12 protein-coding genes are annotated in these 14,246 nt (G+C 67.8%); 6 read left to right on the top strand and 6 right to left on the bottom strand.

Features of this window, described 5'->3' with window-relative positions:
* Positions 1–23: 23 nt before the first annotated feature.
* A complete protein-coding gene (locus SKC41_RS06400) occupies positions 24–995 on the top strand; it encodes an oxygenase MpaB family protein (protein WP_330976855.1) in 972 nt (323 codons plus the stop codon).
* Positions 996–1,023: 28 nt separating this feature from the next.
* Here the strand turns inward: SKC41_RS06400 and SKC41_RS06395 are convergent, their stop codons facing one another.
* A complete protein-coding gene (locus tag SKC41_RS06395) occupies positions 1,024–2,010 on the bottom strand; it encodes an amidohydrolase family protein (protein ID WP_330976854.1) in 987 nt (328 codons plus the stop codon).
* A gap of 212 nt (positions 2,011–2,222) precedes the next feature.
* Here SKC41_RS06395 and SKC41_RS06390 point away from each other — a divergent pair, with 212 nt between their 5' ends.
* The 3 genes from SKC41_RS06390 (at position 2,223) to SKC41_RS06380 (ending at position 5,621) form a co-directional block, all read left to right on the top strand.
* Positions 2,223–3,014: an SDR family oxidoreductase gene (locus tag SKC41_RS06390; RefSeq protein WP_330976853.1), complete on the top strand. Its 792-nt coding sequence runs from the start codon at positions 2,223–2,225 to the stop codon at positions 3,012–3,014.
* A gap of 116 nt (positions 3,015–3,130) precedes the next feature.
* Entirely contained in the window at positions 3,131–4,222 is a 1,092-nt protein-coding gene (locus tag SKC41_RS06385) for a phenazine antibiotic biosynthesis protein (protein ID WP_330976852.1), read from the top strand.
* A 34-nt stretch (positions 4,223–4,256) separates the two neighbouring features.
* Positions 4,257–5,621, top strand: coding sequence for an aldehyde dehydrogenase family protein (locus tag SKC41_RS06380; protein WP_330978773.1), 1,365 nt, complete (start codon positions 4,257–4,259; stop codon positions 5,619–5,621).
* On the opposite strand, the gene rpsR is transcribed toward SKC41_RS06380, so the two are convergent.
* Genes rpsR through rpmB form a run of 4 tightly spaced genes read right to left on the bottom strand, consistent with a single transcriptional unit; the run spans position 5,618 to position 6,573 of the window.
* Entirely contained in the window at positions 5,618–5,866 is a 249-nt protein-coding gene (gene rpsR, locus SKC41_RS06375; RefSeq protein ID WP_330976851.1) for a 30S ribosomal protein S18, read from the bottom strand. The two genes, SKC41_RS06380 and rpsR, sit on opposite strands and share 4 nt — an antisense overlap.
* Positions 5,867–6,172 (bottom strand): 30S ribosomal protein S14, encoded by a 306-nt coding sequence (rpsN, locus tag SKC41_RS06370; protein WP_330976850.1) that lies wholly within the window; start codon positions 6,170–6,172, stop codon positions 5,867–5,869.
* Complete coding sequence (rpmG, locus tag SKC41_RS06365; RefSeq protein ID WP_036465848.1) at positions 6,173–6,337, bottom strand: 50S ribosomal protein L33; 165 nt, start codon at positions 6,335–6,337, stop codon at positions 6,173–6,175.
* On the bottom strand, positions 6,337–6,573 hold the full coding sequence (rpmB, locus tag SKC41_RS06360) for a 50S ribosomal protein L28 (protein ID WP_330976849.1): 237 nt from the start codon (positions 6,571–6,573) through the stop codon (positions 6,337–6,339). Before rpmB ends, rpmG begins: the two co-directional genes overlap by 1 nt.
* 234 nt (positions 6,574–6,807) lie before the next feature.
* Between rpmB and SKC41_RS06355 the strand changes: the two genes are divergently transcribed.
* Both SKC41_RS06355 and SKC41_RS06350 read left to right on the top strand, forming a co-directional pair.
* Positions 6,808–7,710: an SDR family NAD(P)-dependent oxidoreductase gene (locus tag SKC41_RS06355; protein WP_330976848.1), complete on the top strand. Its 903-nt coding sequence runs from the start codon at positions 6,808–6,810 to the stop codon at positions 7,708–7,710.
* Positions 7,707–9,266 (top strand): AMP-binding protein, encoded by a 1,560-nt coding sequence (locus tag SKC41_RS06350; protein ID WP_330976847.1) that lies wholly within the window; start codon positions 7,707–7,709, stop codon positions 9,264–9,266. Before SKC41_RS06355 ends, SKC41_RS06350 begins: the two co-directional genes overlap by 4 nt.
* On the opposite strand, the gene SKC41_RS06345 is transcribed toward SKC41_RS06350, so the two are convergent.
* Entirely contained in the window at positions 9,263–14,119 is a 4,857-nt protein-coding gene (locus SKC41_RS06345; protein WP_330976846.1) for a cation-translocating P-type ATPase, read from the bottom strand. The genes SKC41_RS06350 and SKC41_RS06345 overlap by 4 nt on opposite strands.
* Positions 14,120–14,246 lie beyond the last annotated feature (127 nt).

The following is a 14,246-nucleotide window of genomic DNA, read 5'->3' as shown; positions in this document are numbered from 1 at the left end:
TCACTGATTCAGGGGAGGCCGGCATGACCGCCCAGAACGACCAGTTGGCCGGCCCGACGGCCGGAACCCGCTTCGACACCGGTGTTCGGGAAGCGGTCCCGGTGTTAGTCGAGGAGCCGGTTGGCGACGAGACCGCCGGGGCTGCGCCGCGGCTGGGGCCCGATTCCCTGATCTGGAAGTTCTACGGCGATCACCGCACGCAATTCTTCGGGTTCCAGCGCGTCGCCGGTGTGGAGAACTGCATCGAGCAGCTTGCCCAGGGAGTGCTCGATCACTCGGTGATCTTCAGCGACACGTTGGGCCGTGCCAAGCGAACCGCGCCGCCGTTGATGAAGACCGTCTACTCCGACCGCCCGCACGAGTGGGGTCGCAAGGTCCGCGACTTCCACAAACCGATCAAGGGCACGATCAGCGACGGTTCGCGGTATCACGCGCTGAACCCCGAGTTGTTCTATTGGGCGCACGCGACTTTCGTCGACCAGGTCATCTACAACACCGACACGTTCATCCGGCGGCTGTCGGACGCGGAGAAGGAGCAGATCTTCGACGAAGGCAAGGTCTGGTACGGCCTCTACGGCGTCAGCGGGCGCGGCCAGCCGCAGACCTACGCCGACTTCGTCAGCTATTGGGACGACATGCTCGAGCGGTTCGTTCCGCACAAGACCGTCCTGTACGGCACCGGCTACATTCGCAAGGGGATTCCCGGACCGCGTTGGATACCCACGGGCATCTGGAAGGTCCTATCCGCGCCGCTGAACGCCTACACCCGTCTGGTATTGGTCGGGACTATGCCGCCACAGATGCGCGAGGTGTGCCAGCTCGAGTGGGATGCCAAGAAGGAGAAGCGGTTTCAGCGCTTTGCGGCGGTCGTGCGAGGGCTGAATCCAGTGCTCAACCGGTTTCCGCTCTGGTTCCTCTACACGCCGTGGGCGGTGACGGCGTGGCGCCGGGCGGACGTCGACCCGCGCCGGCTGCACAACCGCGCCGGAGCATGACCGTGCGCGCAGCGCTAGACCGCTCGCATCAAATCCGCAGCAGCCGTTCGGCATTGCCGTGGGCGATCTTCTCCCGGTCGGTGGCGGACAGCGTCGTCTGCTCGAATCCCTGGACGGCTTCGTAAGAGGATTCGTAGGGGTAGTCGATGGAGAACATCAACGCGTCGGCCCCGACCTCCAGCACGGCTCCGAGCATCACCGCGGGGGAGAACACGCCACTGTTGGTGAAGACGATGTTGGTGCCGAGGTAATCCGACGGGGCGCGCCGCAACGTGCTGGTTTCCGAGAGCGACGTCGACGCGAAGCGGGAGTCGATGCGGCTGCGCTGAAACGGCAGAAACTCGCCCATGTGCCCCAAGATCATCGTCGCCGCGGGATGGCGGTCGAATACGCCGCCGAACAGAATTCGCAGTGCATGCCCGCTGACCTCGGCGGCCCAGCTCCAGGTTGCGCCGTACAGCTCGGGCCGCCCCTCGATGACCTGCCAGCGATCGGCCGGCGGTGCGCCGGGGTGCAAATACAGTGGCACACCAAGGGATTCCACCGCCGCCCACAGCTCGTCGTATTCGGGCGCATCGAGGTAGCGGCCGCCGGGTCCGGTGATGCAGTCGTTGATCAGGGCGCCGCAGAATCCGTCTTGGGTGACGGCGCGTTCGAGTTCGATCACCGCCGCGGCGGGATCCTGCAAGGGCAACGCCGCGAATCCGCGGAAGCGATCCGGATTTTCGCTGATGGCCTTCGCCAGGTAGTCGTTGACGAAGCGCGCGTTGTCACAGGCTTGTTCGGCGTCGATGTCGACCTGCAGACCGGGAGATGTCAGCGAAAGCACCTGGATGTCGATGCCGGCATCGTCCATCTCGGCCAGCCGGTGTTCGCCGAAGTCGGGGAGCCGGAGTTCACAGCGCTGGGCCCATTCCGTCGTCATGCGCTGCTGCAGCTGCTGATGCTCCGTGGTGGGCTGACGCTCGGCCAGCTCGGGGATGAAAAATGCTTCTTCCAAGGCGATGTAGCGCATCGGCGTTCCTCACTGTTGGATTGCTCTGTCTCCCTTCGACTCTGCCCGCGCGCTACCTATTTGTGAAATGAATATATTGCATAGCGGGTATGTCTACCGTGCATATTGATCCGACTTGGTCTGAGGGTGGTGACTCAGGCGGAAACTCGTGGTTACCTCAAGGCATATTGAGGCATCCCGCTACGTCAGCCCCAGCGTGAGGAGCACAACCGATGCAAATGACGGGTAATACCGTTCTGGTCACAGGCGGCGGCACCGGAATCGGCCGCGGTTTGGCGGAGTCGTTCCATCGGCTCGGCAACCAGGTAGTGATCGCGGGCCGCCGTCGTGAGCTGCTGCAGGCCGTCGTCGAGGCCAACCCCGGCATCGGCTGCCTGTCGCTGGATCAATCCGACGCGGCCGACGTCAGGCGGTTCGCCGTTGAGCTGACGGACCGCTACCCGGACTTCAACGTCTTGGTCAACAACGCCGGCACGCAGCGTGTCGAGGACCTCACCTCCAGCAACGTCGGCCTGGCGGAGCAGAGCATCGCGATCAACCTGCTCGGCCCGATCCGGCTCACCTCGGCCCTGCTCCCGGCGCTGTTCAGAAAGCCGCGTGCCACGATCCTCAACGTGACGTCCGGCCTGGCCTTCATGCCGAGTGCGCTCACGCCGACCTATTGCGCCTCCAAGGCCGCGTTGCACTCCTACACGCAGTCGCTGCGCTTCCAGCTTCGTGATACCGCGATCCAGGTCATCGAGATCATTCCGCCACACGTGCAGACCGCGCTGCAGGGCGGCGAGCGCGGATTCGACCCGAGGGCGATGCCGCTGGATGAGTATGTCGCGGAGACGATGTCCCTGTTGCGGACGGAGCCGCTGGCCGAGGAGATCGTCGTGGAGCGCGTCAAGAACTTCCGCTACGCCGAACGCGACGGCACCTACCGCGACATCTATCCGGCCTTCAACGAGGCGATGACGGCCTGGCTGCGCAGTGCGGGCAGCACCCAGGGGGCCCGCTAAAAACCTTGCGGCCACGCAGAATTCGCTGCGCGATGGGCTAACGTTCAGTCTTTGTATGCCCGGTGGGGCCCGAGCCTGCGTGGCGGCCGGAACCGGCATAGGACAGGATCGAGGGCATGGCCGATATCGACTTTTCGTTGTTGGACGTCCCGAGATCGGCACCGGTCGACGACCCCGAGGCTTACTTGCGGGCGGCGATCGCGTGGCACTTCGGTGCGGACACCGGCTCCGCCTTTTGGCTCCGGACCGCCGAGAAACTGGACTTCGATCCATTGACGGACGTCAAGACCTTCACCGATTTGCGGCTGTTTCCCAATCTGCTCGGTGAGCTGCGCAATGTGCCGGTCGAGGATCTGATCCCGCGCGGATACGGCTCGCCGCCGCCGGTGCCGCAGGTTTTCGAATCCGGTGGCACCACCGGAGCTCCGAAACGTACTGCACAGCTTCCGGATTGGGTCGCCCAGATCGTCGAATGGCAGACCGAGGACTTCGCCACCGGCGGCTTTCAGCGCGGCCGGGGCTTTTTGTGCCTGATGCCGAGCGGCCCGCACGGCGTGGGCTTCTTCTCACGGCTGGTCGCCGAGCGGCTCGGCTCGGCGTTTCACGCGATCGACATCGATCCGCGCTGGGTGAAGAAGATTGCCGCGCGCAATGCCGCCGGAGAAGTCGCCGCCTACGTCGACCACGTCCTCGAGCAGGCGGTCCATGTGCTGCAAACGCAGAACGTCGCGAACCTACATGCCACTCCGCCGCTGCTCGAGGCGATCGCTCGCAACGACGACCTGGTGGACTTGGTGAACGCCAAGATTCGCTATCTGTTGCTCAGCGGCGCGCACGTGGACGCCGACACGCTGGACCTGTTGCGCGACATCTTCCCCGAGACGACGATCACGATGGCCTTCGGCAGCACGATGATTCTGTCGCAGGCGGTCACCCGAATCGAGGGCGACACATTCGTTTTCGATCCGCGGACACCGTACGTGGTGTTCTGGGTGATCGATCCCGACACCGGAGAACAAGTGCCCTACGGGCAGCTGGGCCAGGTGGTGATGAACCACGTCAGCAAGGGCATGTTCCTGCCGAACAACCTGGAACGCGACATGGCGATCCGGATGCCGGGGCCCGCGGGGCAACTCAGCGATTCGGTCAGCGCGGTACGGCCGGTCGCCACTTTCGAGGGCGAGGCAGTCATCGAGGGCGTGTACTGAGGTGCCCGGCGAAAACCCGAGCATGACAGCCGATTTGGTGCTGCTCGACGCGCTCGGACCCAGCGGCGAGTACCGGGCCCGCAATCGAGAGGTCGTCGCTACCACGGCAGGGGTGCCGGTCGCCGAGCTGAGTTTGGTACCTGCGCTCTATGTGTCGCGCGCCATCGGCGCGCAGCGCAAGGTCGCGCCGCTGCCGGTCGCCGAGCGGGAAAACGCATTGGCCGCCGCGGCCGACATCTTCCGTACCGCGGAGATCGGCGGCCTGGGCTTCGACGCCTATGTCGAACTGGCCAGCCGGATTTCGGGCGTACCGATCGTGGTCACCCGCACCGGGGCCCGCAACGTCGCAGCCGCCGTTGCGCACGCCTTCGACGCGGTGCACCCGGCCCAGCCGATCGGCGCGGCCCGCGACTGGCGCGAGGAACGCACCCGTGCCGGCAGTGCGGTCTGGACGCGGCGCGGCGAGATATTCGCGGTGCACGCCGCGGGCAACGGCCCGGGCGTGCACGGCCTGTGGCCCCAAGCGCTCGCCCTGGGCTACCGGGTCGCGGTGCGCCCGTCCCGGCGCGAGCCGTTCACCGGACACCGACTGGTTAGTGCCCTGCGCCAAGCCGGATTTCGGGCCGAGGATGTCGTCTTCCTGCCCACCGATCACGGAGCAGCCGACGAGATCATCCGCTGCGCCGACCTGGCGATGGTGTACGGCGGCCAGGACGTCGTCGACAAGTATGCCGTCGATCCGACGGTGATGGTGAACGGACCGGGCCGGGCCAAGATCCTGATCACCGCCGATCGCGATTGGCGTGACTACCTCGACCTGATCGTCGACTCGATCGCGAATCTTGGTGGTATGGCATGCGTCAACACCACCGCGGTGCTCTATGAGGGTGATCCGGCCCCGCTGGCCGCCGCGATCGCCGACCGGCTGGCGACGATCGAGCCGTTGCCCACCGAGGACGAGCGGGCGATCCTGCCTACCCAACCCGTCGACAAGGCGCAGGCGCTGGCCGCCTATCTGGCAACCAAGGCCGCCGGCACCACCGCGCTGCTCGGCGCCGATCAGGTCGTCGCCGCGGTGGGTGACGGCTACGCCGCCCTGCGTCCGGCCGTGCATCTGCTGGCCGAGCCGGATGTCGACAAGCTCAACGTCGAACTGGCGTTCCCGTGCGTGTGGGTGTCGCCGTGGTCGCGCGCCGACGGCCTGACGCCCCTGCGACAATCGTTGGTGATCAACGTGATCACCGGCGACGACGACTTGATCGACAGCGTGCTCGGCGACCCGACCATCAGCAACGTCTACCGTGGAAACCACCCGACGTTCTACGGCGCGCCCGAGATCCCGCACGACGGATTCCTGGCCGACGTGCTGATGCGCAACAAGGGTTTCATCCGGGACTAGCAGCCGGCGATGTAAGGCAACAGCGCCATCTCGCGGGCATTTCGGATCGCGGTGACCACCTGCCGCTGCTGGCGCACCGTCAGGCCGGTGACCCGGCGGGATCGGATCCGGCCCCGTTCGGAGAGGAACATTCTCAGCGTCGTAATATCCTTGTAGTCAACGTATTTGATACCAAGGCTGCTGAGCAGGTTCTCCTTTGTCTCGACCGGCTGGGTACGGCTCGGATGGCTGTTGTTGGCGGCCATCTACCAACTCGCCTTTCGTACGCCGGGAAGTTGCCCCGCGTGGGCCAGCTCGCGCACCCGCACCCGGGACAGCCCGAACTTGCGCAGATGCCCGCGGGGACGACCGTCGACCGAGTCGCGGTTGCGTACCCGCACCGCGCTGGCATCGCGAGGCTGGCGGGCGAGCGCCGCCTGTGTGGCCAGACGCTGATCGGGATCAATTGCCGGAGAACGGATGATCTGTTTGAGCAGGGCGCGGCGCTCCGCATAGCGGGCCACGATCGCGCGACGCTGGTCGTTCTTGACGATCTTGGATTTCTTGGCCATTCAGCGTTCCTCCCGGAACTCGACGTGGCGGCGGACCACCGGGTCGTACTTGCGCAGCGTGAGCCGGTCGGGGTCGTTGCGCCGGTTTTTGCGGGTGATGTAGGTGTAGCCGGTGCCGGCCGTGGAGCGGAGCTTGACGATCGGGCGAATCTCGTTGCGCGCCATCAGATTCGCTGACCTTCTCGGCGCAGGCGCGCGACAACGGCTTCGATGCCGTCGCGGTCGACGACCTTGATGCCCTTGGCGCTGACCCGCAGCGTGATGCGCCGGCCCTCCGACGGCAGGTAATACGTCTTGATCTGAATGTTGGGCCACCACCGTCGCGAGGTTCGGCGATGCGAGTGCGACACCGATTTACCGAAACTCACGGTGCGGCCGGTGACCTGACAATGCTTGGACATGACGCCTCCCGCCCACGGTTATTGAAAATCATTGTCGACAAGCACTGTACCGGGGCGGAGGCGGTATTGAAAATCATTTGCAATAAGTCGGAGGTGCCGATCGCCGCTCGGAGCGGTACCGGGCGTTCGCCCGGTAAGGGTGGTCTGGTAGCTGTAGGTTACGAGTCGCACAGCGTTGGGAAAGCAGCGCTGCACCAGGACTCGGCACGCCATCTCGGTGAATGCGGTGTGAAGGTGAACTTGATAGGCCAGGCCATTAAGACGGCGACGGACCGATTGGCCAACCCGGCGCGGGTGGGCGATCCCGACAAACTGCGTGCCGCGGTTTCGGGCAAGACGGTGCTGGTCACCGGCGCCTCGTATGGAATCGGGGAGGCGACTGCCCGCAGGCTGGCCGCGGCCGGGGCGACGGTGCTGGTCGTCGCCCGCTCGGTGGAACGGCTCGACGACCTTGCCGCGGCGATCAATGCCGGCGGCGGGCACGCCGTCGCCTACCCGACGGATCTCAGCGACGAGGACGCCGTCCACGCGCTGACCAAGCAGATCACCGAGAACCACGGCCCGCTCGACATCGTCGTCAGCAATGCCGGTAAATCGCTGCGCCGTTCGCTGCACCACCAGTACGACCGCCCCCACGATTTCCAGCGCACCATCGACATCAACTACCTGGGACCGATCTGGCTATTGCTGGGACTGCTGCCGGCCATGCGGGAAAACGGCGGGGGCCTCGTGGTGAACGTGTCGAGCGTCGGCGTGCGCGTGGTGCCGGGGCCGCAATGGGGCGCGTATCAGGCGTCCAAGGGCGCCTTCGATCGCTGGCTGCGCAGCGTGGCGCCGGAACTGCACGCCGACGGGGTGGACGTCACGTCGGTCTACTTCGCCCTGGTTCGAACCCGGATGATCGCCCCGACGCCGATCCTGGGCCGCCTTCCCGGTCTGTCGCCCGGCCAGGCCGCCGACGCCATCGCCAAGGCGATCATCGAGCGCCCGCGCACCAATGAGCCGCCCTGGGTCTTTCCGGCGGAGCTGGCTTCGGTGCTGCTGGCAGGTCCCGCCGATTGGGCGGCCCGATTGTGGCATCGTTCGCTGGCCAGCCGGTATTTCGCCGATTCGCGCGGGCGAAAGGACCGGGGATGACCGACGGAGTGGTCGCCACGACGGCCCGGGCCCTGGTGTCGTCACGGCTGCTCATTGTGCCCACCCCGATCGCGGTGCTGCGGCTGATCCGCGAGCTATATCGCGGCGGCACCAACCTGTCCACGCTGTTGGCTGTCGCGGCGGCGCGCTGGCCGGAACGCACGGCGATCATCGACGACGACGGGGCGCTGAGCTACCGAGAGCTGCAGTCCAAAACCGAGGCGCTCGCGCACGAGCTCGTCCGCGACGGTGCCGGACCGGGCGAGGCGGTGGGGATCATGTGCCGCAACGGCCGTGACTTCGCGGCGTCCGTGTTCGCCGCGTCCCTGGTCGGAGCCGACGTGGTGCTGGTGAACACGGAGTTTCGCAGCACCGCTCTCGCGGGTGCGCTGGGTTCGCACCAGGTCAGAAACATGTTCTGCGACGACGAATTTACCGATCGAGTCGCAGAAGCCGCACCGTCGGTGGGCGTGGTCGATCCGGCGAGGGTGCAGAGTCAGCCGGGCGTGCGGCGTCCACGCGTCGTCGAGTCCGGGCGACTGATCCTGCTGACCTCGGGTACCACCGGTGTGCCCAAGGGCGTCCCGCGGATGCCGCGGATGAGTTCGGGCGTCGGCGTCGGCATGACGATTCTCGAACGCACCGGGCTGCGCGTCGGGTCGCGAATCGCGGTGGCGGTACCGATGTTTCACGGCCTTGGCCTGGGCATGCTGATGCTCACGATCAGCCTGGGCGGCACGGTACTGACGCATCGGCGCTTTGATGCCGAGGCGACGCTTGCCCAGGCATCGCTGCAGCGTGCCGATGCGCTCAGCGTGGTCCCCATCATGCTGGCGCGCATCTTGGACCTGCCGAAACGGGTCCGGATGCGAAACCCGTTGTCGCTACAGGTCGTGATATCCAGCGGCGATCGGCTCGACCCGAGCCTCGCGAGACGCTTCATGGACTCCTACGGCGAGATCCTCTACAACGGATACGGTTCCACCGAGGTTGGGATCGGCGCCCTGGCAACACCTTTCGAGTTGCGTCATGCCCCGGACACGGTGGGAAGGCCCGTCGCGGGATGCCCGGTTCGCATCTTCGACAAAAACGGGCGAGCCGTCGGGCCGCGGGTGACCGGCCGCATCTTCGTGGGCGGCGAGCTGACGACCGAGGGCTATATCGGCGGTGCTGACAAGACCGTCATCGACCGGATGACCAGCACCGGGGACATGGGCTATCTGGACAACTCGGGTCGGCTGTACATCGTCGGCCGCGAGGACGACATGATCGTGTCGGGCGGTGAGAACGTGTATCCGCGTGCGCTGGAAAACGCGCTCGCCGCGCATCCCGACGTCGCCGAGAACGCGGTTGTCGGGGTGCCCGACGAGCAGTTCGGCCGCCGGCTGGCGGCGTTCATCGTTGCCCGTGCCGAGCGTCAGATCGATGTGACGGCGTTACGGGAATACTTGAAGGACAAGGTTTCTCGCTTCGAACAGCCCCGCGACATCCACGTCGTCGACAGCATTCCGCGTAATCCCGCCGGCAAGGTCATCCGAAAGGAATTGGCGACCTAGGCGTCCGGTCCGTGTTCGTCCTCGCCGTCGGGCTGGATGACACCGATGGCCTTGTTCAGCCAGTTGGGTGCCAGCCACGAGATCGCGGTGGCACCGGCGGTGGCTCCCATCACGCCCGACCAGGCGACCGGTCCCAGCGGTGTGCACCCGAAGAATTGGCTGACCACCGGGGTCTGCACGATGCCGACCAGCACCCCCGCGCTGCCCAGCGCGGTCGCCACGACGAGCGGGCTGTGCTGGCGCGTCAGCAGTGTCTGGGCCAGCTGCGTGGTCACCAGCGCAGTCAAACCCATTGTCGCCGTGCGACGTTCACTTCCCGGAGTCCAGCGCCCAATCGTCCAGGCGGCGGTCGCACCCGCAGCCGTGACGACGCCGCGGGTGACGATCTGGCGCATCAGTGGGGCGTCGAGCGACGGCGTGGGCCCGGTGAGCACCGCGAGTCGGTGTGCGGCGCGGGCCCTTTCGGCCTGTTCTTCGGTTTCGTACTCGGCCTCGTCGGGTTCGACGTACTGCGACGTGACGGCAACCGCGAGGGCGGGGAACATGTCGGTGAGCAGGTTCACCAGTAACAGCTGACGGGTTCCCACCGGTGCGCGGCCCTGGCCGAACGCCGTCCCGATGATGGTGAACAGCACCTCGCCGACGTTGCCACCGACCAGGATCGTGACGGCGTCGCGAACACCGGCCCACATGCTGCGGCCCTCCACCAGCGCGTCGAGCAGCACGGACAGATCGCGATCGGTCAGGACGATGTCGGCGGCGCTACGAGCGGCCGACGAACCGCGGCCGCTCACGCCGATGCCCACGTCGGCCATCCGGATGGCGGCGGCATCGTTGGCGCCGTCGCCGACCATCGCCGTCACCCGACCGCAGCGCTGCAGCGCGGCCACGATCTGCACCTTCTGCTCCGGGCTGACGCGGGCGAACACCTGGACGTTGGAAACGACCTTGGCGGCGGCGTCCTCGTCGAGACCGGCCAACTCGGCGCCGGTGATCACGCGGGCATCCGCCGGCAGTCCCAGTTGACGGGCGATCGCCCGAGCCGTGATCGGGTGGTCTCCGGTGATCAGCACCACCTCGCGACCGGCGGCCTCCAGCGCCTCGATCAGCGGGCGCGACGATGCCCGTGCGGTGTCGGCCAGACCGACGTAGCCCAGCAGCTCGAGCTCCTGCGCGTGGGTGTCGACGGCGTCGACATCGGTGTCCTCGTCGTGAGTGGTCCCGTTGGGCCACGGGCGCCGGGCCACCGCCAGCACCCGCAAGCCCCGCTCTGCGAGGCTGTGTACCACCGATTCCGCGTGCGCGCGGTCGGCTTCCGGGTCGGCGAACCGGCAGCGGGGCAGCACCACCTCGGGAGCGCCCTTGACCATCAGCATCGGCTTGCCGGCGTCGGCGCTCAGGGTGCCGATCGCGGCGGCATAGCCACGACTGGACTCGAATGGCACCTCGGCAAGCAGCTGCCACCCCGAATTGTTCTTGGTGAGAAGGAAACTCGCCGCCGTGATGATGGCCTCGTCGGTGGCGTGCGCGTGGCCCTGACCGTCCTGGGGCTGGGGGGACGCCCAGGCCGCCGCCCGCAGGACCGCGGCCGAGCGCGGATCCTCGGCCTCGGGGAAGGGATCGCCCGGGCGAGCATCGTGCGGCATCGCGCACAGGACGCGCAGCCGGTTCTCGGTGAGCGTGCCGGTCTTGTCGAAACACACGGTGTCGACCCGGCCCAGCGCCTCGATCGTGCGCGGCGAGCGGACCAGCACCCCATGCGACGTCAGCCGCTGAGCGGCGGCGAGCTGGGACAACGTGGCCACCAGCGGCAGCCCCTCCGGTACGGCGGCCACCGCGATCGCGACACCGTCCGCGACGGCCTGGCGCAGCGACGCGCGGCGCAGCAACGCCAGCGCGGTCACCGCGGCACCGCCGGTCAGGGTCAACGGCAGCACCTTGGAAGTGAGCTCGCGCAGCCGGGCCTGGACCCCGGCCGCCGTTTCGACGTCGGCGACCGCCGAAATCGCCCGGTGCGCAGCGGTATTGACGCCGGTGGCCACTACGATCGCGCGAGCGCGGCCCGCGACTATCGTGCTGCCCTCGAACAGCATGCTCGCTCGCTCGGGGTCGTTGACGGCGACGGGATCCACCTGCTTGTCCACCGGCAGCGACTCCCCGGTGAGCAGCGACTCGTCGACCTCGAGGTCCTCGGCCACCAGCAGGCGCGCGTCGGCCGGCACCACCTCCGGGGCGGCCAGGTCGATGACGTCGCCGGGCCGCAGCGACTTGGCGGAGACGGTGACCGTGCGGGTGGCGTTCTGGGCCGCCTCCAGGCGGCGCCGGGTGGTGGCCACGGCGGGGACCGCGACGCGGCGCACCAGCTGGTCCTGCTCGGCGAACAGCTCGGCGGCCGCCGCCTCGGCCCGCAACCGTTGTGCCCCACCGGTTATCGCGTTGGCGGTCATGACACCGCCCACCAGCAGGGCGTCGATGTTGCTGCCGACGATGGCCGATGCGGCGGCTCCCACCGCCAGAATCGGGGTCAGCGGATCGGAGAGCTCGACCCGCGTCGCCGCGGCCAGGCGCGCCAGGTTGTGCAGCGGCGCGCGCAGGCCCGCGAAGGGTGGGCTGTAAGACAGGTCGTCGAGGCGGCGACGCCAGGATGGGGTCAGCGTTTCGACGGCCAACGGCCGCGAGCCGCCGGCCAGCCGCGAGTACACGATCTCCGGGTCCAGCGCGTGCCAGGCGGTGAGCGGTTGCGGGGTCGGGTCGGGCAGGCGCAAAACCCTGCTGGCCGAGAAGGTTCCGGCCACCAGCGCGGTGACCGCGGCGGCGTTGACCGGGTTGAGCCAGCGGCGGAAGCTCGCCGGGTTTTTGGGCCGCTCCTGCTCACTGCCGGTGACCAGCAGCAGCCCGGCCAGCGTGGTACCGCCCTGGGCAAGGTGAATCGCCGACTCGCTGGCCGCGCGGGCCACCGGAATCGCGGACAGGATCCGCACCGCGTCGGCGAGGTCGGTGCCGGTGATGATGTCCGCGGTCCACGGTGTGGCGGCGCGTGGATCATCAAGTGCCACACCAACATCGGCAATCGCCAAGGCGGCCAGCGTGTCGGTCGACGCGAAGTCGCGGTGCACCGCGGTGATCAGCAGCACCGGGCCGCGATCGGCCCGCAGGTCACGCACCACGGTCAGCAGCGGGGTGCCGGGCGGATGCGTCGCGGCGACGCTGGCGGTCAGATCCTCGGTGCCGGCCACGTGCCGCAAGACCACTCGGGCGCCGGTCCGATTCGCGGTCTGTAGCAATGGGATCGCGTACGGGTCGACTTCCCAACCGACCTCGACCCTGCCGACGCATTCGCCGTCCACCATCAGGTCGGCGCTTTCGAGGCCCTGTGCCGGGGTGGCCGACGGGCCTTGCACCGGAACCCATCTCAGATGCGCACCGGTGGCGGGCAACTCGTCGGGATCGGGTTCGGGCGCCTCTTCGCCGTGCAGCAGCGCGTCGGCGACCTCGTAGACTCGGTCGTCGTCCCAGCCGGGTGCCTCTCCGATCGATTTCAGTACGGCACGGTGGTCACCGCGCAGCGCCGCACCGTCGATGACGACCACCTTCACCCGGTCCAAGCGGCGCAGTGCGCCCGGGTCGAGGACCAGTTGTCCGCCGTTGGCGAGTCCGCGACCCAGCGTCGAGGCGAACGCCTGGCGGCCCATGTGCGCGGCCCGGGGCACCCCGGCCTCGATCGCGGCGGCCGCGTCTTCGGTGCCACCGCCGGCCACCAATGCGCTGGCCGCGGCGATCAGCGAGCCGTTGGCCGCCGATTCGACATAGGCCTCCACCGGCCCGGCCATCGAGCCCTTCTCGGTGTCCATCGCGGCGTCGATGGCCCCGCCGACCACGACGTGCGACGCTTCGCCCGCCGCCGCGGCGGCCCAGCTGTGCCGTGGAACGTGCGACTTGGCTCCGGCCGAGGAGATGACCGGAACCACCGGAGCCTGCGGCCGCTCGGGGGAGGCCAGATGCGGCTCCCGCTCTCGCCACACCCGACGGTGCGCCGCCGCCTCGGTGATCTGCAGGGTCCGCTGCGTCATATCGAGCAGCGGGGTGCCGAACGACTGGGTGAGCCCGTGCGCCGCTGCGGTGGTGGCGGCCAGCACGATATCGGTGCCCACCCGCCCGAGCCGCGACTCCAGCACCGCCACCATGCGCGGTTGATGGTTGATCAGGGCGGCGGCCGCCCGGGTGGTTTGCGGTGCCGCGGGCAGCCGGGTCACCCAGCCGGTGACGGCGGCGGTCATCGCGACCATGTCCATGGCCGCCGAGGTGAGCGGCACCAGAATCGCCAGCGGGTTACCCGGGTCGGCGAACGGCGCGGAAATCGGTACGTCCGACTTCGTGGAAGCCAGGTCGGCGGCAATGGCCGCAACCGTCGACCGCACCTCGTCGAGGACCGCGTCGTAGTCTTCGGCGTCCTCGGAGAGTTCGAAAACCAGCCGGCCCAGCGAGCCCTCGACATGGGCTTCGGCCACGCCCGGAATCCGGCGAACCGGTTCCTCGACGACCGCCGAGTACTCGTACCAGCGTGAGAAGGGCAGCAACGGATCCAGGTCCAGGTGCACTCGCCGGCCGCTCTGCCAGCGCACCGGAGGCGTGATGGGGGCAGGAGATCCGTTCGACGAGGGATTGATCCCGAGTGCCCGGCTGGTGGAGTCGGCCATCGACTGCACCACGGGTCCGGCAAGTTCGACTACCGGGCTTGCCAAGAGCTGCACCGCGCCCGCAGCGCCGGCGGCAGTGGACACGCCGGCTTTCACCAGCTGGGCTGCTCCGTCGGTGAGACCAGCGACAACGCTGGTTACACCCGGAATCTTCATTCGGTCATCCTTAAAATGCGTCCGTCGCGCTAATAATCCTGGGGTGCTGGGGGCCTGTCCACATCTGCGCGCGAAGGCAGGCCGTGCGACGACACCAACGGCTCTGGTGGGTGGGTATTCGCTGGGT

This window comes from Mycobacterium sp. 050128 (genome assembly GCF_036409155.1).
Lineage (GTDB): Bacteria > Actinomycetota > Actinomycetes > Mycobacteriales > Mycobacteriaceae > Mycobacterium.
Note: the sequence above shows the minus strand (reverse complement) of the source record. Positions and strands in the feature narration are given on the sequence as shown.